Source organism: Streptomyces acidiscabies (assembly GCF_020010905.1).
Classification (GTDB): Bacteria; Actinomycetota; Actinomycetes; order Streptomycetales; family Streptomycetaceae; genus Streptomyces; species Streptomyces acidiscabies.
Genome location: NZ_JAGJBY010000002.1, coordinates 3,782,012 through 3,805,849 on the forward strand (window position 1 = coordinate 3,782,012; position 23,838 = coordinate 3,805,849).

Here is a 23,838-nt window from a genome sequence, read left to right on the forward strand (position 1 = left end):
GTGCGAAAGGGACGGGACGTGCCCGTCCCTTTCGCCGCGCACAGCCGCTCAGCGCCGGGGGTGCCGGGGCCGCAGCGCCGGGTCGCTCGCCGGATGGCCGACCCGGAAGAACACCAGCGGACGCTCACCCGGCTCGGCCCCGCACACCCGCGCCAGGTCGTCGTGCGTGCCGGGGCAGTCGATGACATGGCTCTGCGGATGGACGTACACACCCTGCCGGTACAGGTCCAGCCACAGCCGGGTCACCAGCCGGCCCGCCTCGACCTCGTCCGCCGGACCGGCGTCGCGGCCGAGGATCACCAGGACGTCCCCGTCGCCGCTCGTCGCGCTCGACGTCAGCGACGTCAGCAGCTTGACCAGGCCCAGCGGGCGCAGCGCGCGGTAGACGGGGCGGGAGAAGAGGAGGCCCATCACCGAGCGCTCCGCCTTGTTGAGGACGAGCATCACGTCGTTCAGCCCGTCCTCGGCGTACGCCGGGTGCTTCGGTGAGAGGCGGGTCCAGGCGAGGAGTTCCGCCGCGATCCCCTCGTGGCCGAAGAACCAGTGGTACGCGCGGATCAGCAGCGGACGCGCGGTCGCCGTCGGCACCACGGCGATCCGGAAACCGGCCTCAAGGGCGGTGGACTGGGCCTGTTCCAGCAGCTCGGGGGCGACCCGGTCCGGCTTCCAGGGACCGCGCCAGACGCGCCTGCGCTCCACGTCGGCGGCCCGGTCGACGTCCGGTACGGCGCGCTCGGCGGGCACGATCCGGCCCACGCGGGTCGCGCCGGCGTCGTAGTCGGGCACGAAGCGCACGGCCGTGCCCTCGGTGTTCGCGCAGATCAGGAACGTCTCGATGTACGTGCCGAGAGACAGCCTGAGGTCACGGTGGGAGGGGTCGCTGGGGCCGAGCGCGTAGCGCGTGTCCCAGCCGACCTCGATGTGGTCGCCCCGGTGGCGCAGCTCCCAGGGCTGGGTGTTGTGCGCGTTGGCGGCGCGGGCGGCGGCTGCCGCCGCGTTGTGCAGCTGGGGCAGGGTGTCGGTCATCGCGCGCTTCCCGTCCGCTCGGGCTCGGGAGCCGCCGTCGCCGAACCGGCGTCCGGGGTTGTCCCGTGCTCCTCCTCCAACGACTCCTTGATGCCGAAGCGCCGGTGCACGGCCTTGAGGGGCGCCGGGGCCCACCAGTTGTAGTTGCCGGCCGCCCGCATGAAGGCCGGGACCAGCACCCCGCGCACCAGGAACGCGTCGATCACGATCGCGAGGCCCGTGGCCAGGCCGTACATCTTGATCAGGGACACGCCCGAGGTCAGCATCGCGAAGAAGGACACGGCGAGGATGGCCGCCGCGGCGGTGATCACCGGCCCGCTCGCGCCCAGGCCCTCACGTACCGAGCCCTCCAGCGAGCCGGTGCGGTCGTAGCGCTCCTTGATGCGGGCGACCAGGAACACCTCGTAGTCCATCGACAGGCCGAAGGCGATGCAGAACATCAGCACCGGCATCGACACGGCCAGCGGGGACGCCGTGAAGTCGAGGGCGCCGGAGAGGTGGCCGTCCTGGAAGATCCAGACGGCGACGCCCAGGATGCCCACCAGGCTCAGCGTGTTGAACACGAGCGCCTTGATCGGCATCAGCACGCTGCCCGTCAGCAGGAACAGGAACAGCAGGCTGAAGACGCTGATCAGGACGATCGCCAGCGGCAGCTTGCCCGCGATGGAGTGCGTGATGTCGACGAGCTGCGCCGCCTGTCCGCCGACCAGGACCTTCCCGCCCGCGGGGTCGATCCCCCGGACCGCGCGCGCGAGGTCGCCGCCCTTCTCCGAGTACGGCACGACGTCTGACTGCACCTGGATGCGGACGGCGTCGCCCTTCTGGTACCCGGCGGCAGCGGCTGCGGGCAGCACGGTCACCTGGGCGCCGTCCTTGTACACCCCGGCCGCCCCGATCACCTGCGTCACGCCGGAGACCTTCGACAGCGCGGCCGAGTACTGCTGGAGCTGCGCCTCAGTACCCTTCCAGTCCTCCGAGACGAGGTTCAGCGCGCGGTCGTCGCCCGCGCCGAAGTCGTCGCGCACGGCCTCGGTGACCACACGGCTCTCGGTCGCCGCCGGGAGCACCCGCTCGTCCGGCACGCCGAACTGGGCGTTCGCGAACGGCACCGCCATGAACAGCAGCAGCGCGATGACCGGGGTGGCCAGCAGCGCCGGGCGCTTGAAGGCGAGGCCCGCCATCCGGCCCCAGAACGTCTCGGCCGGCTCCTGTCGCGGGCGCGGGCTGCGGCGCTTGAAGGCCAGCTTGTCGATGCGGTCGCCCAGCAGGATGAGGGCCGCGGGCAGGAGGTACAGCGAACCCAGCACCGCGAACAGCACCACGGCGATGCCGGCCAGCGCGAAGGAGCGCAGGAAGTACTGGTCGAAGACGAACAGGGTGGCCAGCGCCGCGCCGACCACGCCGCCGCTGACCGCGACCGTACGGCCCGCCGTCACGCGGGTGATGCGCAGGGCCTCGGCGTTGGTGCGGCCGGCCGCGCGCTCCTCGCGGTAGCGGGTGACGATCAGGAGGCTGTAGTCGACCGAGAGGCCGAGGCCCAGCGCCGTGATCAGGTTGACGGCGAACACCGAGAGCGAGGTGACCTGGGCGCCGACGTTCACCGCCGCCAGCGCGCCGACGATCGTCAGGACCGAGAGCAGCATCGGCAGCAGCGCCGCGACCAGGCCCCGGAAGACGAAGACGAGCAGCAGCAGGGTGATCGGGATCGCGATCGTCTCCGCCGCGATGATGTCCTTCTCGACCTGGCTGTTCATGTCGTTGTTGATGGCGGTGATGCCACCGAAGGAGACCGCGACCGCGCCCTTGGGGTCGGAGAGCTCCTCGTGGAGCTTCTTGGCGGTGGCGATCGAGGCGTTCTCGTCGCCGTCCACGCGGACGAGGACCAGGCCAGCGTCCTTCGCGCGCAGGGACGCGTCGCCGGTCGTCCAGTAGGAGGCGACGACGCGTGCGCCGTCCGTCCCCTTGACCGTCGTGGCGATCTCACCGGCCTTGGTGCGGGCGGCGGTCGAGTCGACACCTCCCTTCGCGTCCTTCACCAGGACGACCAGGTTGGGCTGGCTGTCCGGGAAGGAGCGCTCCAGGGCCTCGGCGGCGGCCACCGAGTCCGAGCCGGGGTCGTCGAAGCCGCCCGACTTGAGGTTGTCCAGCACTCCGGCGCTCGCGGCGGCGGTGATGAGCAGGAAAAGCATTCCGGCGAGAAGGGTGAACCACGGCCCGCGGCGGTTCGTCCTGTCGTTCCCGGATGGCACCGAGGTGACCATCACGTGGGTCCTTTCTTCCTCTGCGGCTACGGCCTGGAAGGGGTGGGGGAGCCGGGCGAGGGCGGCTGACCTGCGAGGACGCCACGCTGCGAGGCCCGGGGAGAAGACGTAGGGAGGCGCTCCCATTCCGGAGCGCTGCTCTTTTCCTGGAGCAGTGTTGCAGTGAGCACCGCCTCAAAGCAAGAGCGCTGCTCTCACTCTTGGTCGGTGCTTCGCGGGATGGCAGACTGCTCGGTATGGACGTGATCCAAGGAGCCAAGGAGCGGGCCCGTGCGGAAGTCGCCCAGGCCATCAAGGAACAGGCCCGCGTGCACCTCGCCACGGAGGGGCCCGGCCGGCTCTCCCTGCGCGCCGTCGCGCGCGAGCTGGGGATGGTGTCGTCGGCCCTCTACCGGTACTTCCCGAGCCGCGACGAGCTGCTGACGGCGCTGATCGTCGACGCGTACGACGCGATCGGGGGCGCCGCGGAGTCCGCGTACGCGCAGGCCGCCGGCTCCTCCCCGTGGGACGCCTGGCACGCCACCTGCAAGGCCGTCCGCGCCTGGGCCCTCGCCCATCCCCACGAGTACGCCCTCATCTACGGCTCGCCCGTCCCCGGGTACGACGCCCCTGCGGACACCGTCGCACCCGCGTCCCGGGTCGCCCTCGTCCTGCTGAACGTCCTGGAGAAGGCGCACGCCGCGGGAGCCCTGGCCGTCGCCGCGCAGGCCGCCGACGCCGAGGCCGTCCTCAGCCCCGACGTCCGCGCCCTCCTCACCGAACGCTCCCTCCCCGCCGGCACGGTGATCTCCGCCGCAGCCGCCTGGGCCCAGCTCTTCGGGCTCATCAGCTTCGAGGTGCTGGGGCAGTTCAACCAGGTCATCGACGACCGGGAGGCGCTGTTCACGCAGGGGGTCACAGCGCTGGCGCGGCAGGTGGGACTCTCGGCGGAGAGGTAGCTGTACCGCTCGGCCCGAGGGGGTGGTCCTGGACGGGGCCACCCTCTTACCTGTTCCCGCACGCGGACAGGTTTCCTTCGTGCGTGAAGTGGTTTTCGCCCCTCCCGTACCCATTCCCCGGTGCTACTCGCTGGTTTCTTTTCCGCTCGATGAGAAGGCGGGTTGTGTGCGCTCCAGGGTCGGATGCAAGCTCTGCGTGTCGACGTCGGGAGACCGGGGCGCGGTAATCCTGGTGTTTCTCATGATGTCGCCCGGTGTTTTCCCGCAATTCCCGAGGGACGGGTCCGTCTGTGACCCGGGGGCAACCGGCGTCGGCTTCTAGGGCATTTACAGAATCGACGTTGGATCGAGGTACCGGTCAATGGCTGGAATGGCTGTCGTCGGCATGTCGTGCCGATTCCCTGGAGCCGCCAATATCGACGAGTTCTGGCAGATCCTGGTGAAAGCGGAACCACAGTTCGCGGCTGTTCCGGCATCGCGCTGGGACCACTCCGTGTATCACCGCCCGGGTGATTTCCGAGATCCGCACTCCGTGTACACGGACCAGGTCGCGTTCCTGGACGAGGTGGACCGCTTCGCCCCCGCGCATTACGGAATCCCGCCGCGCCGGGCGAGGGTGATGGACCCGCAGGCGAAACTGTTCGTCGACCTCTCGCGGGAGGCGCTCCAGGACACCGGCTGGGAGCAGGACGGGTTCGACAGGTCGCGGACCGGGGTCTTCTGCGGGGTCACCTCGCTCGACCACCGGGACATCAGCGTCTCCCGGATCACCGCGAACCTCCTCGCGGACGGCTCCCTGCACGACGGCGAGAGCGACCCGGAGCTGATGGACCGCCTCCACGAGGCGCTCGGCTCCTCGCTGATGCCGATGAACCCGTTCACGATCCCGGGCTGCCTCGCGAACATGGTCCCGTGCACGGTCAGCGAGGTCCTCGACCTCGGCGGCCCGTCGATGTCCCTGGACGCGGCGTGCTCCTCGGCCCTCGTCGCCCTCGACACGGCGGTCAAGAGCCTCACCACGGGCGCCTGCGACATCGCCCTCGTCGGCGGGGTCTACCTGAGCTTCAGCCCGACCCCCCTGGTCGGCTTCGCACGGGCCGGCGCCGTCTCCCGCGCGGGCCGCTGCCGCCCCTTCGACGAACGCGCCGACGGATTCGTCCTCGGCGAGGGCGGCGCCACCCTCGTCCTGCGCCCCGTCGAGGACGCGATCGCGGCCGGCGACCGCATCTACGCCGTCATCACCGGCGTCGGCTCCGCCAACGACGGGCGCGGCGGCGGTCCCATGACCCCGCAGGCCCAGGGCCAGCTGGCGGCTCTGCGCGCCGCCTACAAGGACGCCGGGATCGGCATCGGTGACGTCGACCTGCTGGAGGCCCACGGCACCGGCACGCCCGTCGGCGACCGCACCGAGGTCGAGGCGATCGGCATGCTGCGCGCCGAGGAGGGCGCCGACCGGCCCTGCTACCTCGGCTCCTCGAAGGCGCTGATCGGCCACAGCCTCTCCGCCGCGGGCGCGGCCGGCCTCGTCAAGGCGGCCCTCGCCGTCCACCACGGCGTCGTGCCCCCGCAGCCGGCGGAGATGCGCGTCAACGCCGACATCCCCGTCGACCAGGCCGGGCTGAGCCTGACGGTGACCCCGAAGGAGTGGCCGCACGACGGCGTCCGCCGGGCCGGCGTCAGCTCCTTCGGCTTCGGCGGCACCAACGTGCACGCCGTCCTGGAGAGCGCCCCGCAGACCGCCCAGCCGCAGGACGAACGCCCCGACGAGCCCTGGCTGTTCCTGCTCTCCGCCGGAGACCCGAAGGTCCTCGCCGAGTACGCCGACACCCTGCACGACTCCCTCGTCCGCGACCCGTCCGCCACCCCCGAGGAGGTCGCCCGCACCCTCGCGACGCGTGAACTCCTCACCGCCCGCCTGTCGTTCGTCGCCGCGAACCGCGAGGAACTCCTCGACAAGCTCCGCCAGTCCGCGAGCCGCCTCGCGGACGGCGCCCTCGGCGAACTCGCCCCCGGCATCCACGCCTCGGCCAAGCCGCTGCCGCCACAGGAGCGCCGGATCGCGTTCGCCTTCCCCGGCCAGGGCTCCCAGCGCCCCGGCATGCTCGCCGACCTCGCCCGCCGCTTCCCGGCCGTCGCCGCCCGGGCCGCCGAACTCGCCGCCGCCACCGCCGAGGACGCCCCGACCGTCGCCGAGTTCCTCCCCGGGCTGCTGTGGGAGGCCCACGGCGAGGACGACACCGAGGCGCAGGCCGCCCTCACCGTCACCGACATGTGCCAGCCCGGCCTCGGCATCACCGGCGTCACCACCATGGAACTCCTCGCCGCCTGCGGCATCGAACCCGACCTCGCGGTGGGCCACAGCGTCGGCGAGTTCCCCGCCGCCGTCGCCGCCGGCGCCTTCGCACCCGAGGACGCCGTCCGGTTCATGGCCGTCCGCGGCGCCGCCCTCGCCGCCGCCGTCCCCTCCGGCACCGGCGCCATGCTCGCCGTCCAGGCCCCCATAGCCGACGCCGAACGCCTCGCCGAAGCCGTCGAGGGCGTCTGGCCCGCCTGCTACAACCACGAGGGCCAGGTCGTGTTCAGCGGCAGCGCCGAGGCCGCCGAGGCCCTGCGCGAACACTGCGCCGCGAACGGCACCGCCGCCGTCCTGCTGCGCGTCTCCCACGCCTTCCACTCGCCCCTCGTCGCCGCCGCCGACGAGGTCATGGCCGACACCATCGCCGCCCTCCCGCTCACCGGTCCCGCCCGCCCCTTCGTCTCCGGCGTCAGCGGCGCCAGTGCCGAACACCCCGACGGCATCAAGGAGTTGTGGGCCCGCCACAACACCGCGCCGGTCCGCTTCACCGACGCCGTCCGCACCGTCGCCGACTCCGGCGCGGCCTTCCTCGTCCAGATCTACGGCGGCGACACGCTGCTGCGGATGGCCCGCCGTACCCAGGCGGGCGCCGGGCTCGGCCTCGTGCCGCTCACCGTGTCCCGCGCCGACGACGGGCGCGCGCTGCTCACCGGGCTCGGACGGCTCGCCGTCGCGGGGGCGCCGGTGAACACGGCGCCGCTGTTCGCCGGGAGCGCCGGGCGACTGCTGTCGCTGCCGCCGTCGCCGCTCGCGACCGGCGTCTACACCATCCGTACGGGGGCCGGGCGGCCCCAGCGCGAGGCGGCCGAGCGGGTCGTGGCCGCTCAGGTCACCGGGTCCGCCGAGTCCGTCGAGTCTGTTACGGCGCCGCTGCGCTCTGTCATTCCTTCCCCCGTCCCCGCCACGTCCCACCAGAACGGAGAGCCTCGGATGAGCGGACTCATCGAGTTCCTGCACGCCCAGGTGTCCCTGCTCCAGTCCTTCGACCCGGCCGCCGCGCGCGTCCTGCCGCTCCCGGCGACGCCCGTGCCCGTCCAGGAGGCCGCGCCCGTCGCCGCCCTCGCGCCGGTCCCTGCGCCCGCTGCCGCTCCTTCGGCCGCCGCACCGGTCGCCGCTCCGGCCGTTCCTTCGGTGCCCGAGGACGTCTTCGGCACCGTCATCGACACGATCACCAAGGTCAGTGCCTACCCGCAGGACTTCCTGCGCTCCGAGCACGTCTTCGCCACCGACCTCGGCTTCGACTCGATCATGCTCGCCGAGCTCGCCACGCGGCTGCGCAAGCAGTGGCCGCACCTGGAGGTCAAGGCCGCCGAGATGATGGAGATCGCGTCCGTCGGCGACCTGGTGCGGACCGTGGAGAGCCGGCTCGGTACGCCGTCCGCCACGCCGTCCGTGCAGCGGACGGTCATCCCGAGCCCCAAGGCGGCGCCCGCGCCCGCCGCGCCCGCACCCGCTCCGGTGTCCGCCCCGGACCGCCGGGAGTCCGCCGACGTACGGCTCTTCCCCGAGGTCCGCGCCTCCCTGGAGCGCAAGGCCGGCCTGGAGGCGGCGGCGACCGTCAACCCGTACTTCCTGCGCCACGAGGGCACCATCCGCGACACCAGCCGGGTCGGCGACCACGAGCTGATCTCCTTCTCCAGCTACAACTACCTCGGCCTGTCCGGGCACCCCGAGGTCGCCGACGCGATCCAGGAGGCCGTCGCCCGTTACGGCTCCTCCGTCTCCGCCGCGCGCATCCTGTCCGGCAACCGGCCCCTGCACGACGAACTCGACCAGGGCCTCGCCGAACTCGTCGGCGCGCAGGATGCGTTGAGCCTCGTCAGCGGACACGCGACCAACGTCACCGTCATCGGGCACCTCATGGGCTCCGAGGACCTGATCCTGCACGACGCGCTTGCGCACGACAGCATCATCCAGGGGTGCCGGCAGTCCGGCGCCGCGCGCCAGCCGTTCCCGCACAACGACCTCGTCGCCCTCGACCGGATCCTCGGCCACGTCCGCGGCAACTACCGGCGCGTGCTGATCGTCGTCGAAGGCGTCTACAGCATGGACGGCGACACCGCCGACCTGCCCGCCCTCGTCGCCATCAAGCAGAAGCACGACGCGCTCCTCATGGTCGACGAGGCGCACAGCATCGGCGTCATGGGCAAGACCGGCGGCGGCATGGCCCAGTACTCCGGCGTCCACCCCGACGACGTCGACGTGTGGATGGGCACACTCTCCAAGTCCCTGGCGAGCTGCGGCGGTTACATCGCCGGACGCCACGAGCTCATCGAGCACTTCCGGTACACGCTCCCCGGCTTCGTCTTCAGCGCGGGGCTGCCGCCGGCCTCCACCGCCGCCGCGCTCACTGCACTGCGCCTGATGCGCAAGGAGCCCGAGCGCGTCACCCGCCTCCACGACAACGCGGCGCTCTTCCTCAAGCTCGCCGGGGAGGCGGGGGTGGACGTCGGCACCAGCTCCGGAACGCCGATCGTCCCGGCCATCACCGGCGACTCGACCAAGGCCCTCCTGCTGGCCGACCGCCTCTACGCCCGCGGCATCAGCGCCAACCCGATCCTCCACCCCGCCGTCGAGGAACGCCTCGCCCGGCTGCGCTTCTTCATCACCTCCGAGCACACGGAGGAGCAGATCACGGAGTCGGTACGGATCCTCGCCGAGGAGCTGTCGGCGCTGTCCTGAGCCGGAGGGGTGCTGCCGTCCCCGGGCACCCCTCCACCGCTCCTCGCCGTCCCCCTGCGCACCCCCCAGACCGGCACCGGGGCAGCCCCACGGGTTCCCCCGCCCCTGGCCCTCGCCCCGGTGCCCCCTCCCTCGTCCGCACCTCCTCCCCAGGAAGCAGCCATGACCGAACCGATTCGCGTGGGCGTCATCGGAGCCTCCCCCGAGCGGGGCTGGGCCACGATGTCCCACCTGCCGGCCCTCACCGCGCTGCCGGACTACGAGATCACCGCCGTCGCCACCACCCGCACGGGCAGCGCCCGCCGGGCCGCCGAACGCTGCGGCGCCGCCCACGCGTTCACCGACCCGGCGCGCCTCAGCGGCCACCCCGACGTCGACCTCGTGGTCGTCGCCGTGAAGACCCCGGACCACGCCGACCTCGTCCTGCCGGCGCTGGACGCGGGCAAGCACGTCTACTGCGAGTGGCCGCTCGCCCGGACCACGAAAGAGGCGGAGGTGATGGCCGAGGCGGCGGCGCGGGCCGGCGTCCACCACGCCGTCGGCCTCCAGGCCCGCCACGCGCCCGCCGTACGGCACGCCCGCGCCCTGCTCACCGGGGGCGCGATCGGCAGGGTCACCGGCGTGAACGTGTACGCGGCGCGCGCCAAGGGCGTCGGCGGCACGATCACCTCCGACGCCGTGTACACCCTGGACCGCAGGAACGGCGCGGGCACCCTGGAGGTGGCCGGCGGCCACACCCTGGACCTCCTGGAGTTCCTGGCCGGACCGGTCACGCGGCTGTCCGCCGACCTGTGCGTGCGCCAGCCCCGGCTGACCGTCTCCGACACCGCCGAGAGCGTCGGCGTCACCAGCCCCGACCACGTCATGGTGCAGGGCCTGCTCAGCACCGGCGTGCCCGTCAGCGTCCACATCCACGACGGCAAGAGCGGCGACGCCCGCACCCGCCTGGAGTTCTCCGGCACCCGCGGCAGCCTCGCCGTCGTCTCCGAGGGCCCCGCGGCGGGGCACGGCATCCAGGTCAGCGACGTCCACCTGTACGAGGCCGCGGCCGGCGGCGCCTGGACCCCCGTCGACACGCCCCCGGAGCACCGCGCCCCCGTCGACGTCCCCGCCACCGCCGTACGCAACGTCGCCGAGCTGTACACGGCCCTCGCCGCCGACATCCGCACCGGCACCCGCACGGTCCCCGACTTCGAGACGGGCCTGCGCCTGCACGGCCTCCTCGACACGGTCCGCACGGCCGACGAGACGGTCTCGGGACAGGTCAGGGGGCTGTAGATGACCACCGCCGGCACCTTCCTCACCTCCCTCCTCGACGGCCGCCCCGACTGGCCCGCCTGGACCACCCCGCCCCGCCTCGACCGCGCCGCACAGCTCCGCGCCGACGCCGCCGCCACCCGCCTCCTCACCTTCCTCGACACCGACGCCGACCTCGAAGCCGTCGAGCGGGACGGCGAGTTGCCCGAGGGGTTCCTCAAGGCGCTGCACGACGTGGGGGCGTTCACGCTGGGCGCCGACGAGGACCTCGGCGGCCTCGGACTCGGCGCGTACGACGTGTTCCGCGTCGTCGAGGCGGCGGCCACCCGCTCGGCCGCCGTCGGCTTCCTCCTGGGCGTGCACAACGGCATCGGTGTCGGCGTCTCCCTCCTCCCGGTCCTGCCCGAAGGGCCCCTGCGCGACCTGATCCGCCGGCACATCGCCGACGGCATGATCTCCGGCTGGGCCGACACCGACCCGGAGGGCCAGGGCAACCAGTGGCCGACAGTCACGGCGACCCCCGCGTTCGACGGCGACGGCTACGTCCTGGACGGCGAGAAGCTGTTCATCAGCAACGGCCCCGTCGCGACCCTCCTCGGCGTCACCGTGACGGTCCGGGGCGACGCGCAGGCGCCGCGCGTGGGCCTCGCGGTCGTCGACACCTCCGACCCCGGCTTCCGCGTCGAGGACGAGCTGGAGCACCTCGGCGTACGGGGCCTGCCGAACGCACGGCTGACCCTGACCGGCGTCCGCGTCCCCGACGCGCATCTCGTGACCGTCCCGGAGGGCGACCCCCGCCGCACCCCGGTGTTCGCGTCGGCGGTGATGACCGCGCGCCTGCTCATCCAGGCGGCCCCCGCGCTGGCGATCGCCCGCAACTGCCTGCGCTGGTCGGTGGAGTTCACCGCGCGCCGCCGGATCGACGGGGCGGGCCTGGGGGAGTACGACCTGACCCGCCGCACCCTCGCGCAGAACGCCGCCGACGTCCGGCTCATGGAGAGCGCCACCCGCTGGGCGCTCGCCGGACCCGCCCCGCAGGACCACTTCTTCGAACGCCAGCTGACCCGCAACATCTGTACGGACGCCTGCGCGCGGGTGGTCGACCGCACCCTGTCCCTGATGGGCGGCGAGGGCATGGAGACCGCCCGCTCCAAGCGGGCCCGGGGCGCTCTCCCGGTCCCGATGGAGCGCGCCTACCGCGACGCCCGCGTCCTGCGCACGGCGGGCGGCGTCGACTTCCTGGCCGACGTGCAGACGGCGAGCGCGCTGCTGGCGCGCCGGACGCCCGGCACGGCGCAACCGGCCCCCCACCAGGCCCCGGCGCAGGGCGAACTCTCCCCGCGCAACCGGCACCACTTCGACACCCTCACCGACCGCCTCGCCCGCTTCCCGGCCACCGTCGAGGCGGTCGCCGGAGCCGTCGCCTCCGACCCGCGCGCCCGCCAGTACCCCCTGCTGCTCCTCGGCCGCATCGCCCGCGAACTCTTCGGCACCGCCGCCGTCCTGGCCGCCGCCGCGCACGACGGCGAGCAGGCCCTCACGGACGCGCACTGCACCGCCGCCGAGGCCCGCCTGCGCGACCTGACCGCCCGCCTCGACGACCCGGAGGGCCCCGACCACGCGGGGATCGCCGCCGCCCTGCTGGCCGGCTCCGGACCGACGCCCGCGCCCTGACACCCGGCGACCCGCACCCGCCACCCCACCCCCGCAGGAGCCCGTCATGCCCACCTCACCCGCAGTCGAGGTACCACCGCTCCTCCCCGCCCCGCCGCCCCCGAATCCCGAACTCCGCCCCGCGCACGAGATGTTCCTGGCGGTGATGGCCGCGCCGTACCTCCACCGCCCCGCCCCCACCTCCGGGAGACGACGGTGACCGTCGGCAGGCTGACCGCCGGGGACGTCGAGGACTACCTGGGCCCCGCCGAGGGCCGCTACTTCGGCAGTGGCTTCCGGCGCGTGCGCCAGCGGCTGACCGCCATCGCCCTGACCGGCGGCCCGGAGTCCACGCGGGCGACCGCGACCGCGTCGGTCGGCTACCCGGGCGACTGGTCCGCGAAGGGCACCGGCGGGCTCGTCCCGCACCTCAGCACCATCGACGCCCTGGTCCTGGCCGCCCGCACCGCCGAACTCCTCCTCACCCACGCCTACGGCCTCGACGCGGGCGCCCGCTCCCGGATGTGGCTGCGCCGGGTCGTGATCCGGGCCGGCGACCGCCCGCAGGAGGACCTCGCCCGGCTCCCCGTGCACGGCACGGTCCGCCCCGCCGAGTCGGTCGCCGTCGCCGACGGCCTGCGCACCTCCGTCGTGGGCGTCACCATCGGCTCGATGGACGTGCGCTGCGAGGTCCAGCACGAGGACCAGGGCGGCTACCGCCCCTCGCCGGGCGCGCTGTACGAGGACGCCGACACGGCGCTGGGCGCGCCGGACGGCCAGTACTACGCCGAGCTGTTCCGGTGGCGCGGACAGCGCGTCACCCACCTCGCCGTCGACGCCCCGGCGGGACGCGCGGACGCCGAGGTCACCCTCACGCCCGCGCCCGGCGAGAGCGCCGGCACCGGCCTTGAGGCCGCGTACGCGCCGAGCGCCTCGATGGTCGACGCGATCGCCGTCATGGGCCAGCTCGCCCAGATCCTGATGTACGAACTCGACGGCCTCACCCGCGGGGGCAGCGACACGCTGTGGCTGCGCCGCGCGGAACTCGCCACCGACCTGCCGCTGCGCGCCGTGGACCGCGCCTTCCCCGTGCACGCGCGGGTCGCCGACTCCCGGCTCGTCGACATCGACGACCGCCGGTGGCGGGTCTGCGACCTGTCCTACGGCTTCCACGGCATCACCGGCACCTTCTCGGTGACCCACCGACTTCCCGACCGAGGAACGCGATGACTCCTCCCGCACGGCCGCGCAGGATCGCCGTCTCCGGCACCTACTGCACCGGCAAGACCACCACCACGATCGCCCTGGCCCACCTCACCGGCGTACCCCGCACGCACGCGCGCACGATGCGCGAGATCCTCGCCGACGCCCTGCCCGGCAGGCGCCTCGAGGAGTGCACGGCGCCGGAGCTGATCCAGCTCGGCATCCAGCGCTACACCGAACGCGCCGTCCAGGAGTCCCGCCTCACCGGCGGCTTCCTCTCCGACGGCTCCTCGCTGCACGAGTGGGTCTACGGCAAGGTGCGCGTCCGCGCCGGCATCCACCCCACCGACGGCTACGACGCGAGCGACACGCCGCCCGACTTCTACGAGGAGGTCGTCGACTCCCTGGGCGCCGTGTTCCGGCGGCACGCGCGCACCGCGTACGACGTCTTCGTGCACCTGCCCGTCGAGTTCGACCTCGTCGAGGACGGCCACCGGCCCGTCTCGGAGCGGTTCCGCCGGATGTCCGACGAGCTGCTGCGCACGACCCTGGACGACCTCGCGATCCCCTACCACGTCGTCGGCGGGCCGATCGAGGAGCGCCTCGCGACCATCGTCGACATCTTCGGCCTGCCGACCCGCATGGGTCTCACGCACGCCGTCGACCTCGCCTGTGCGGAGACCGCTCGCACCGCCGCTCTCGCCTGACACCACCCGCCGCACCGCCCTCCCCAGGAGCACCCTTATGCCCGAAACGACTGACACCTCCGCGTTGTTCCGGCCTTTCTCCATCGGCTCCCTGAATCTGCCGAACCGGATCGTGATGTCGCCGATGACCCGCGACTTCTCGCCCGGCGGCGTGCCCGGCCCGGACGTCGCCGCCTACTACGCGCGCCGCGCCCAGGGCGGGGTCGGCCTGATCGTCACCGAGGGCACGGTCGTCGGCCACCCGGCGTCCGCGCCGACCCCGACCGTGCCCCGCTTCCACGGCGAGGACGCCCTTGCGGGCTGGGCGCGGGTCGTCGAGGAGGTCCACGCGGCGGGCGGCCGGATCGTCCCCCAGCTGTGGCACGCGGGCCTGGAACGCAAGGGCGACGGCGTCCCCGACCCGCACGTCCCCGCCGTCGGCCCGGACACGCTCACCGAGCCGGAGATCGCCGGGATCGTCGCCGCCTTCGGCCGGGCCGCCGCCGACGCCCGCCGCCTCGGCTTCGACGGCGTCGCCCTGCACGGCGGCCACGGCTACCTGATCGACCAGTTCCTGCGCCCCGGGACCAACCACCGCACCGACGCGTACGGCGGCGACCTGAAGCGCCGCACCCGCTTCGCCGCCGAGGTCGTCGCCGCCTGCCGCGCCGCCGTCGGCCCCGACTTCCCCGTCATCCTGCGCGTCTCGCACTGGACAGTCAGCGACTTCGACGCCCAACTCGCCTCAGGACCCGAGGAGTTGGCGGAACTGCTCGACCCGCTGGTACGCGCCGGGGTGGACGTCCTCGACTGCTCGGCCCGCCGCTACTGGCTGCCCGGCTTCCCCGCCACCGGCTCCGAACTGAGCCTCGCCGGCTGGGTCCGCAAACTCACCGGCCTGCCCACGATCGCCGTCGGCTCGGTGGGCCTGACCGGCAGCGAGTTCCTCACCACCCTCATCGAGGGCAAGGGCGCCGACAACGCCTCCCTCGGCGGCCTCCTGGAGCGCCTGGAACGCGACGAGTTCGACCTCGTCGCCCTCGGCCGGCTGCTCCTGTCCGACCCCGGCTGGCCGAACAAGATCCAGGGCGGCCGGCACGACGAACTGCGCCCGTTCACCGCCGAGAGCCTCCTCAGCCTCGACTGAAGCCTCGACCGACACCCCCTCACCCGACCGGAGACCTTGTCATGCGCGTCATGTTCACGCTGTTCCCCGCGACCGCCCACCTGCACACGATGGTCCCCCTCGCCTGGGCGCTGCACAGCGCCGGCCACGAGGTCGTCGTCGCCTGCGAGGCAGGCGCCCTCGACCCGGAGATCACCAGCAACATCACCGCGGCGGGCCTCACCGCCGTACCGCTCGGCGCCGGCATCGCCGGGCCGCCCCCGGAGGCCATGCAGCAGGGCCTGATGGCCTTCGCCGACGCCTGGCGCTTCGACCCGTCCCACCCCGGCGAGACGGCCGACTGGCACGCCGCGCGCGCCCTGCTCGGCGGGATGTTCTCGTTCGCCTACCCGGAGCCCGGCGAGGACGGCTCGTTCCTGGACGAGCTGATCGCCTTCACCCGCTCCTGGAAGCCCGACCTGATCCTGTGGGACAAGCTGATGATCCCGGCGGCGATCGCCGCGCGCGTGACGGGCACCCCGCACGCCCGCATCGTCTGGGGCCTCGACAGCATCGCCGCCCTGCACGAACTCACCGAGGCCGAGACCCCCGGCCGCCACGACTGGCTGAAGTGGCTCGACCCGCTGCTCTCCCGGCACGGCCTCGCCTTCAGTGACGACACCCTCCTCGGCCAGTGGAGCCTCGACCTCGTCCCGCCCGCCATGCGGCCCCCGCTGAAGCTCCCCGCGATCCCCGTGCGCCGCCTGCCCTTCAACGGCTCCTCCGAACTCCCCGACTGGCTGTACGGCGCACCCGAGCGCCCGCGCGTGGTGCTCACCCTCGGCGTCAGCCGCCGGATGATCGGCGGCGGCACCGTCTTCCCCGCGCCGGAGTTCCTGGAGCGCGTCGCCGAACTCGACGTGGAGGTCGTCGCGACCCTCGGCAGGGGCCAGATCGCCCCCGACGTGACGCTCCCCGCCAACGTCCGCACGGTCGAGTACATCCCCCTCAACCAGGTCCTGCCGACCACGTCCGTGATCGTCCACCAGGGCGGCACCGGGACGTTCACCGCCGCCGTCGCCCACCAGGTGCCCCAGCTCGTCGTCCCGGTCGTCGCCTGGGACGAGCCGCAGAACGCGCGGCACGTCGAGAAGACCGGCGCGGGCCTCGTCGCCGACGTCGACGCCCTCGACCCCGACACCCTGAGCAAGCAGGTCGCCCGCCTCCTCGAAGAGCCGTCGTTCAAGGAGGGCGCGCGCCGCCTGTACGAGCAGACGCTCGCCGCACCGGTCCCCGCCGACGTCGTGCCCGTCCTGGAGCAGCTCGTCGCCCGGCACCGGGAGGAGGCCCGCGCGTGAGGATCCTCGTCACCGGAGCCGCCGGGTTCGCCGGCTCCCACTTCGTCCGCTCCCTCCTGGCCGGCGCCTACCGCGGCTGGGAGGGGGCCCGGGTCACCGCCCTCGACAAACGGTCCGTGCCCGAGCGCCACGCGCGCGTGGAGGCCGTCCGCGGCGACGTCGGCGACCCGTTCCTGCTGCGCGACCTGCTCCCCGGCCACGACGCCGTCGTCCACTTCGCGGACGCCACGCGCGCGGACACCGGGGAACTCGTCCGCACCAACGTCCTGGGCACCCACACCCTCCTCGACGCCGTCCGGGGCAGCGGCGTGGAACGCACGGTGGTCGTCTCCAGCGCCGACGTGTACGGCCCTCCCGCGGGCGACGGCGCCCCGTGGACCGAGGAACACCCCGTGCGCCCCGTCACGCCGTACGCGACCTCCCGGGCCGCCGCCGACCTCGTCGCCCGGTCCGCCTGGCACACCCACGGCGTCGACCTGTCCGTCACCCGCTCCGCCGCCTGCTACGGCCCCCGCCAGCAGCCGGACCGCCCGCTCCCGCGCCGCCTCACGGCCCTCCTGGAAGGCACCCGCCCACGCCCGTACGACGACGCGCCGGCCGTCACCGAATGGCTGCACGTCGACGACCACTGCCGCGCCGTCCACCTGGTCCTCAACCGGGGCCGCGCGGGCGAGACCTACCACGTCGGAGGCGAGGCGGTCGCCCCCGCCGCCCTCGCCGAACAACTGCACACCCTCACCGGCACGCGCGCGGTGGCGCACGACAGCGCCGTACCCGCGCGCACGGCGCTCGACGACAGCCGTATCCGCGACGAACTCGGGTGGGCGCCCGCCGTCCCCTTCGAGCAGGGGCTCGCGGACACGGTCGACTGGTACCGCGACCACCCCGGCTGGTGGACCGCCGCGCGCCGCGCGCGCGAGACGACGACGGCAGCCGCCTGACACGCGAGGCCGAGGGCATGGGGACCCCTCGGCCACGCGCGCATTGCACCGCGCCATTGCCGAAGGTTCGGACTAATGACACGGACCTTGTTCCCGTGCAACGGAAGGTCGCCCGAAGCACGCAGGGCACAGTCTTGCCACTTCCGGTAATCAGGAACAACCGTTCTTCCGAACAGTGGAAAGAAATCCAGGTTTACGGGCGTAGATCTCCGCCCTTAATAGAGCGACTGAACGACTAAGCGAGTCCGAGGTGCCCGAATCACGCCTGGTGCCCCCCTTTTGACTCACGCCGGAACGCACCCGGTGTCATATTCACGCGGCGCACGAAGAACTTGCCGAAGTTGGTCACCTCGGAGAATCCGAGCTGACGCGCGATCGCGTTGATCGGCAGGTCCGTGTGGACCAGCAGCCGGCGCGCCTCCAGCGCCACCCGCGCGTCGATCACGTCCTTCGTCGACGTCCCCGCGACCGCCCGGCAGGCCCGCGACAGCGCGCGCGTGGAGCAGCGCAGCGCCGCCGCGTACTCCTCGACCAGCCGGGTCGTCGCGAACGAACGGTCCAGCTCGCGGCGGAAACGCAGGAACAACTCGCCGTGCTCGCCGCTGAACGCGGACGTCTTCTCCCTGTGCCGCAGCCTGCACATCTGGTCGATGTGCAGCAGGGCGACGGCCATCAGATGCTTCAGCAACTCCTCGCCGAGCCCCTGGTCGGGCCGCGTGTACTCCTCTCCCAGCAGGTCGAGGACCCGCCGGAACGCGGCCAGTTCACCCTCCCGCAGGCGCCAGTGCGAGGGCCGCAGGACGTCGTCGAGCATCCCCATGTGCGCACTCATGCGCAGCGGGAACGCCTCCGTGAACATGATGATGTCCGCATCCAGGGCCGGGTCCGCGGTGAACTGCACGACCTGATTGGGGCGCGTCCACAACAGCGTTCCCGGGCGGATCGCGAACCGGTCGGAGTCGATGGAATAGTTTCCTCCGCCTTCCGTCACGAGCATGACCTGATGGAAGTCCAGGCGGTGCGGACTGGCGTAGAACTCCATGTCCGCGAAGGTGCGCAGCGTGCCCAGCGAGGTGACCGCGAGACCGAGTCCGGGGCGGCAGACGGGTGAGAAGGGGACGACGGGGATCGCTAACGATGCGAAATCGACCATGGGCGTTCCGGAATCGACCTTTCTCGCTGCTCTTGAGGGTTCAATCATAGACGTGGTCGCCCGATGCCGGATCACTTCTGGTTCCCCACACGTGCTGTCAGGTGCCCGCACGTGTCAACACGCATCCCCGTAAGCACCCTTGTCATGAAGGTGAAAGGAACCTGAACGGGATGACCACTCCCCACTCCTCCCCGGAGCGTTCGGTCGTCGACCGGACGCTGAGCATCCTTGCCGCCTTCGACGCGGACAGCAGGACCCTGTCCCTCAGCGACATCAGCCGGCGCTGCGGCCTGCCCGTCGCCACGGTCTACCGCATCGTGAACAAACTCCACGGCTGGGGCGCCCTCGAACGCTCCGCCGACGGCGGCTACAGCATCGGCCTGCGCCTGTGGGAGACCGCCTGCCTCGCCCCGCGCGTCTCCCACTTCGTCGAGGCCGCCCACCCCCATCTCGTCGCCCTGGCCCAGCAGACCTCGGCCGCCGCGACCATCGCCATCCGCGACGGCAGCGAGAGCCTCTGCCTCGCCTTCGTCTCCGACGACCCCCACCCCGCCGCCGGCGGCAACCTGGAGCGCCGCCGCGTCCCCCTGCACGCCACCGCCGTCGGCCTGGTCCTGCTCGCCCACGCCGACGAGACCGCCCAGCAGGAGGCCCTGGCGCCGCCCCTGCGCGCGTACACACAGACCACCGTCACCGACGTCACCGAAGTGCGCCGCGGTCTGGTCCGCGTGCGCAGGGAGGGGCACGCGTTCCTCCACGGCGCGTACGCGCCGGGCCGCAGCAGCCACGCCGTACCCGTGCGCGACGCGCGCGGGACCGTCGTCGCGGCCCTCGGAGTGATAGGGCCGCCCGAGGTCGTCCAGCCCGTGCGCACCGCACCCCATCTGCACGCGGCGGCGGGCGCGATCGCCCGGGGGCTGCGCGCGGACGGGTTCGCCTGGACCGAGATGGGAGCCTGACGTCCGCGCGGTGCGCGAGGGGCTTCGGCCGGGTAGGACTGATCCGGACGACCCCTCGCGCCCGCCCCGGAAGACAGGCAGACAGCAGACGATGACGGACCCTCAGGACTCCAGCACCTCGGCCCGCGTGCGCGCCCGGGAGGACGCGATATGACCCATCTCGCCGTCATCGACATGCAGCACGTCTTCGCCGACCCCACCAGCCCCTGGGCCGCACCCCGCTACCGCGAGGCCGCGACCGGCGTACGGGGCCTGCTGCCAGCCTTCGAGGACGGGGACGACGTCACGTTCACCCGCTTCGTCGCCCCCGAGGAGCCGGCCGGCGCCTGGCGCGCGTACTACGCGCAGTGGCCGTTTGCCCTCCAGCCGGCGGATGCCGCCCTATGGCATCTGACGGATGGTTTCTGCGCCTTCGCGCCGCAGGTCCTGGACGTCTCCGCCTTCGGCAAGTGGACCCCCGCACTCGCCGCCCGCGTCGCCCCGCACGGCCGCCTCGTCCTCGCGGGCGTCAGCACGGACCGCTCCGTCCTGTCCACGGCCCTCGCCGCGGCCGACGCGGGCGTCGAGGTCCTCGTCGCGGCGGACGCGTGCGCGGGGGCCAACGACACGGCGCACGCGAAGGCGCTGGACGTGATGGACCTCTACCAGCCGCTGATCAAGGTGACGACGGTGGCGGGGGTGAGGGCGCTGCTGGGACGCTGAAAGAGCGTCAGAAAGGGCGTCAGAAAGGGCGCCGGAAAGGGCTCGGAGGCCACCGGAGCCCCTCAGAACCCCTCAGAACCCCTTCCCGGGGTTCAGGATGCCCAGCGGGTCCAGCGCCTCCTTCACGCGGCGGTGGAGCCCGTACGCCGCCGGCCCCAGCTCCTCCGCGACCCACTGCCGCTTCAGCACCCCCACCCCGTGCTCCCCGGTCAACGTGCCGCCCAGCCGCAGCGCCAGCGCGAAGATCTCCCCGGCGGCCTCCCACGCGGCGTCCGGGAGCCGGTCGAGCGCCGGGTCCACGACGACGATCGGGTGCAGGTTGCCGTCGGCGGCGTGCGCGAGCGTGAACACCGGCACGCCGTGCCGCGCCGAGATCGCCCGGATCTCCCGCGCCGCCTCGGCGAGCCGCGACCGGGGTACGGCGATGTCCTCGATCAACGGCCGCCCCAGCCGCTCCAGCGCGGGCAGCGCCTGCCTGCGCGCCGCGAGCAGCGCCTCCGCCTCCGCCGGGTCCTCGGTCCGCTCGACGGCCGTCGCGAGCGGCGCCAGCACCTCGGCGACCGCCGCCGCCTCCACCCCCGCACCGGCCCCGTCGCACTGCACCACCAACAACGCCTCCCCGCGCGCCCTGAGCGCCGGGTCGACCGCCTCCAGCACCGGCCCGTCCAGCAACTCCGCCAGCGCCGGCACCACGCCCGCGCGGGCGATCGCGTACGACGCCCGCGCCGCCGCCTCGAACGACGCGAACCACGCCGCCAGCGTCGCCGACGCGACCGGCACCGGCCGCAGCCGCAACGTCGCCGACGTGATCACCGCGAGCGTCCCCTCCGAACCCGTCAGCAGCGCCGTCAGGTCGTACCCGGTGACCCCCTTCACGGTCCGCCGCCCCGTCCGTACGACCGTCCCGTCCGCGAGCACCGCCTCCAGGCCCAGCACGCTGTCCCGGGTCACCCCGTACTTCGCGCACCTCAGCCCGCCCGCGTTGGTCGCGATGTTCCCGCCGATCGTCGACCACGCCGCGCTCGCCGGATCCGGCGCGTACCGCAACCCGTGCGCGCCCGCCGCCCGGTCCAGGTCGGCCGTGACGACCCCCGCCTCCACGACGGCCAGTTGGTCCTCGGCGTCGAGTTCGAGGACGCGGTCCATCCCCGACAGGTCGAGCACCAAGGAGCCCTCACCGGCCGACGCACCTCCGGAGAGCCCCGTACCGGCACCCCTGGGGACCACCGGCACGCCCAGAGAGTGGGCGTGCCGCAGCACCGTGCCGACGTCCTGCACGCGCCGCGCATGCACCACCGCCAGCGGCAGCCCGTCCGGACGCGTCCCCGACCGGTCCGTGCAGTGCGCGGCCAGCGTGCGCGGGTCCGTACTCAGCCGGTCCGGCGGCAGGTCCCGCGCGAGCAGACCCAGCACGCGCGCGGGCGCGACCGCCGACGTACCCACGGACGCGCTCACAACCCCAGCGCCTTCCCGCCGATCGCCAGCAGCGACACGTCCTCCTGCGGCGCGTGCACCGGCGCGCACTGGACGTCCCGGAAGTGCCGCTCCAGCGGATTCCCGCGCGCCAACCCCGGATTCCCCAGCAGCCGCACTGCCAGCTCCACGGCCCGCACCCCGTGCCGGTCCGCCAGCACCCGCGCGCCCAGCGCCTGTTCCGGCGTGTACGACGCGTCTCCCGCGTCCAGCCGCGCCGCCCCGCCGAACACCAGGTCCTCCGCGCCCGCGAGCAGCACCTCGATCTCCCCGGCCGTCCGCCTGAACCGCTCCGTACGCGCCACCGCGTGCCCCAGGTTCGCCGGCACGCGTGCGTGCGCGAACGTCCGGAAGAAGTCCTGCGCCGCCCTCGCCACGCCCAGGTACAGCGCCGCCAGCGGCAGGTGCAGCGCCGCACCCGCGCGGTTGTCCTGCTCGGCGGCTGGACCGTACGGGCCCAGTCCGGTCACCTGCTCGTACGGCACCTCCACGCCCCGGAACGTCACGTCGTGGCTGCCGCTCGCCCGCAGGCCCAACTGGTCCCAGCGACCGGTGATCTCGATCCCCGGTGAGCCGCCCGGTACCAGGAACGTGCCCACGCGCGGCTCGTCCTCGTCCGTCGTCGCCCACACCAGGAACCAGTCCAGGCCCTCCGCGCCCGTCACGAAACGCTTCGTTCCCTCGATCGACCAGCCGTCCGCCGTTCGCCGGGCCCTCGTCGAGGGGAGTCCGCCTCTCGCCGGGGAGCCCAAGTCGGGTTCCACGCGCGCGCGGTTGATGTGCACCGGCCTCGCGAACGACTCCTTCACCACGCGCGCGTACAGCTCCTGCGGCCAGTGCGGGTGCGTCGCCTGGCGCGCGTGCGTGGCCAGGGTCATCGCCGTGATCAGTGCCACCGACGGGTCCAGGCGGCCCAGTCTGTGCAGGATTCGGGCCGACTCCTCGACGCCGGCACCCCAGCCTCCGTACCGCTCTCCGACGGTCGCCGTCAGCAGTCCCTCCGCGTGCGCCATCGCCAGCGACTCGGCGGGAAAAGCGCCGGAACGGTCGTACTCGGCGGCGAGTTCCGCGATGCGCTCGGTCACAGGGACTTCTCCAGTTCGGCGTCGAGGTCCGTCGTCCAGAACGAGGCGACGTCCAGGCGGGAGCCGAGCGCGCCGAGTTCCGTGAACACGTCCGCGACCTTCTGCTCCGACGCGGTCGCCGCCGCGTCCACCGGCCTTGCCGCCGTGGGGCGTTGCTTCTGCTGGGCCACGAGGTCGGTCTCGGCCTGTGCGACAGGCTGGTGCGTGTTCCGCGCGATCACCTTCGCGAACTCCGCCTCGTGGCCGTCCCGTACGTACGCGTACGCCTTCGAGATCCTCGCGATCAGATCGGCTGCGGCCTCCTTCTGGGCCGCGCTCTTCAGCACGCTGTCCCTCGCCGACCACAGGAAGTTGCCCGAGAGGATGTCCGCGCCGGAGCCGATCGTCGTCGCGCCCTGCTGGTGCGCGGTGATGATCGACGTGCCGTACGAGGCGAACGCGTCGATGGAACCGCCGTTCAGTGCGGCCAGGCCGTCGTTGGGGAGGAGGGGTTTGGCGTCGATGTCGGACCACTTGAGGCCGGCTTGCTTCAGGAGTTCGTACAGGAAGTAGTGGGCGGTGGTGTTCTTGACGTAGCCGACGGTTTTTCCCTTGAGCCCACCGATGTCGGTGACCTTCGACCCCTTGGGGACGACGACTTCCTGGTTGAGGGTGGATCCCGACTGGACTGCTACGACTTTGAAGTTGGGTTTGCCGTCGGCCGCGGCGAAGACGGGTGGGATCTCGCTGGAGGAGGCGAGGTCGAGTGCACCGGCTCGAACGGCTTCGAGTTGTTTGTCGCCGCCTTGGAAGGTGCTCCACTTGATGTGGTAGGGGGTGTTGTCGAGGTTCGCGAACTTCAGTGCCGCTTCCTCGACTTTCCATCCTGTGGCGCCCACTCGGAGGGTTACGTCGGAATCTGCTTGAGCGTTACCGCCGCAGGCGGTGGCAACCGGCAGAAGGAGAACGGCGAGGAGAAGGGAGGCGCGACGGCCGGGACGAAACAACACGGGGTTCTCCA

The 23,838-nt window shown here is 72.9% G+C and carries 18 protein-coding genes; 12 read left to right on the forward strand and 6 right to left on the reverse strand.

All coding sequences use genetic code 11. The annotated features are described in order from the left end of the window. Positions 1–48: 48 nt before the first annotated feature. Together J8M50_RS43050 and J8M50_RS43055 are read right to left on the reverse strand one after the other, a co-directional pair. Entirely contained in the window at positions 49–1,026 is a 978-nt protein-coding gene (locus J8M50_RS43050; RefSeq protein WP_010352882.1) for a hypothetical protein, read from the reverse strand. Continuing rightward, positions 1,023–3,215, reverse strand: a complete 2,193-nt coding sequence (locus tag J8M50_RS43055) for an MMPL family transporter (RefSeq protein ID WP_223786428.1) — start codon at positions 3,213–3,215, stop codon at positions 1,023–1,025. Before J8M50_RS43055 ends, J8M50_RS43050 begins: the two co-directional genes overlap by 4 nt. 308 nt (positions 3,216–3,523) lie before the next feature. On the opposite strand from J8M50_RS43055, the gene J8M50_RS43060 reads away from it, so the two are divergent. The 10 genes from J8M50_RS43060 (at position 3,524) to J8M50_RS43105 (ending at position 17,466) form a co-directional block, all read left to right on the forward strand. Next, on the forward strand, positions 3,524–4,225 hold the full coding sequence (locus J8M50_RS43060) for a TetR/AcrR family transcriptional regulator (RefSeq protein WP_010352879.1): 702 nt from the start codon (positions 3,524–3,526) through the stop codon (positions 4,223–4,225). Between the two features lie 361 nt (positions 4,226–4,586). Next, the gene (locus J8M50_RS43065) at positions 4,587–9,263 is read left to right on the forward strand and encodes a type I polyketide synthase (RefSeq protein WP_029183732.1); all 4,677 of its coding nucleotides are present in this window, start codon (positions 4,587–4,589) and stop codon (positions 9,261–9,263) included. A gap of 162 nt (positions 9,264–9,425) precedes the next feature. Further along, complete coding sequence (locus tag J8M50_RS43070) at positions 9,426–10,541, forward strand: Gfo/Idh/MocA family protein (protein WP_010352877.1); 1,116 nt, start codon at positions 9,426–9,428, stop codon at positions 10,539–10,541. Beyond that, a complete protein-coding gene (locus J8M50_RS43075; RefSeq protein ID WP_059042693.1) occupies positions 10,542–12,194 on the forward strand; it encodes an acyl-CoA dehydrogenase family protein in 1,653 nt (550 codons plus the stop codon). 46 nt (positions 12,195–12,240) lie between these two features. Next, entirely contained in the window at positions 12,241–12,393 is a 153-nt protein-coding gene (locus J8M50_RS43080; RefSeq protein ID WP_159060509.1) for a hypothetical protein, read from the forward strand. Next, positions 12,390–13,403, forward strand: coding sequence for an AvrD family protein (locus tag J8M50_RS43085; RefSeq protein ID WP_010352875.1), 1,014 nt, complete (start codon positions 12,390–12,392; stop codon positions 13,401–13,403). The genes J8M50_RS43080 and J8M50_RS43085 overlap by 4 nt, the downstream gene beginning before the upstream one ends. Further along, positions 13,400–14,083 (forward strand): AAA family ATPase, encoded by a 684-nt coding sequence (locus J8M50_RS43090; protein WP_010352874.1) that lies wholly within the window; start codon positions 13,400–13,402, stop codon positions 14,081–14,083. Before J8M50_RS43085 ends, J8M50_RS43090 begins: the two co-directional genes overlap by 4 nt. 37 nt (positions 14,084–14,120) lie before the next feature. Next, complete coding sequence (locus tag J8M50_RS43095) at positions 14,121–15,209, forward strand: NADH:flavin oxidoreductase (RefSeq protein ID WP_010352873.1); 1,089 nt, start codon at positions 14,121–14,123, stop codon at positions 15,207–15,209. A gap of 41 nt (positions 15,210–15,250) precedes the next feature. Beyond that, positions 15,251–16,525: a nucleotide disphospho-sugar-binding domain-containing protein gene (locus J8M50_RS43100; RefSeq protein ID WP_010352872.1), complete on the forward strand. Its 1,275-nt coding sequence runs from the start codon at positions 15,251–15,253 to the stop codon at positions 16,523–16,525. Further along, positions 16,522–17,466 (forward strand): dTDP-glucose 4,6-dehydratase, encoded by a 945-nt coding sequence (locus J8M50_RS43105; protein WP_010352871.1) that lies wholly within the window; start codon positions 16,522–16,524, stop codon positions 17,464–17,466. The genes J8M50_RS43100 and J8M50_RS43105 overlap by 4 nt, the downstream gene beginning before the upstream one ends. Before the next feature lie 259 nt (positions 17,467–17,725). On the opposite strand, the gene J8M50_RS43110 is transcribed toward J8M50_RS43105, so the two are convergent. Continuing rightward, a complete protein-coding gene (locus tag J8M50_RS43110) occupies positions 17,726–18,619 on the reverse strand; it encodes a helix-turn-helix transcriptional regulator (protein WP_010352870.1) in 894 nt (297 codons plus the stop codon). Positions 18,620–18,789: 170 nt separating this feature from the next. On the opposite strand from J8M50_RS43110, the gene J8M50_RS43115 reads away from it, so the two are divergent. Together J8M50_RS43115 and J8M50_RS43120 are read left to right on the forward strand one after the other, a co-directional pair. Beyond that, a complete protein-coding gene (locus J8M50_RS43115) occupies positions 18,790–19,578 on the forward strand; it encodes an IclR family transcriptional regulator (RefSeq protein ID WP_010352869.1) in 789 nt (262 codons plus the stop codon). Positions 19,579–19,728: 150 nt separating this feature from the next. Then, on the forward strand, positions 19,729–20,280 hold the full coding sequence (locus tag J8M50_RS43120; protein WP_010352868.1) for a cysteine hydrolase family protein: 552 nt from the start codon (positions 19,729–19,731) through the stop codon (positions 20,278–20,280). Positions 20,281–20,352: 72 nt separating this feature from the next. On the opposite strand, the gene J8M50_RS43125 is transcribed toward J8M50_RS43120, so the two are convergent. From J8M50_RS43125 to J8M50_RS43135, 3 genes are read right to left on the reverse strand one after another with little or no spacing between them, the layout of a single operon-like run. Beyond that, complete coding sequence (locus J8M50_RS43125) at positions 20,353–21,735, reverse strand: FAD-binding oxidoreductase (RefSeq protein ID WP_010352867.1); 1,383 nt, start codon at positions 21,733–21,735, stop codon at positions 20,353–20,355. Further along, positions 21,732–22,838 carry an acyl-CoA dehydrogenase family protein gene (locus tag J8M50_RS43130; RefSeq protein WP_010352866.1) on the reverse strand — a complete coding sequence of 369 codons (1,107 nt, stop codon included), beginning with the start codon at positions 22,836–22,838 and terminating at the stop codon, positions 21,732–21,734. Before J8M50_RS43130 ends, J8M50_RS43125 begins: the two co-directional genes overlap by 4 nt. Next, positions 22,835–23,827, reverse strand: a complete 993-nt coding sequence (locus tag J8M50_RS43135) for an ABC transporter substrate-binding protein (RefSeq protein ID WP_029183731.1) — start codon at positions 23,825–23,827, stop codon at positions 22,835–22,837. The genes J8M50_RS43130 and J8M50_RS43135 overlap by 4 nt, the downstream gene beginning before the upstream one ends. Positions 23,828–23,838: the final 11 nt, after the last annotated feature.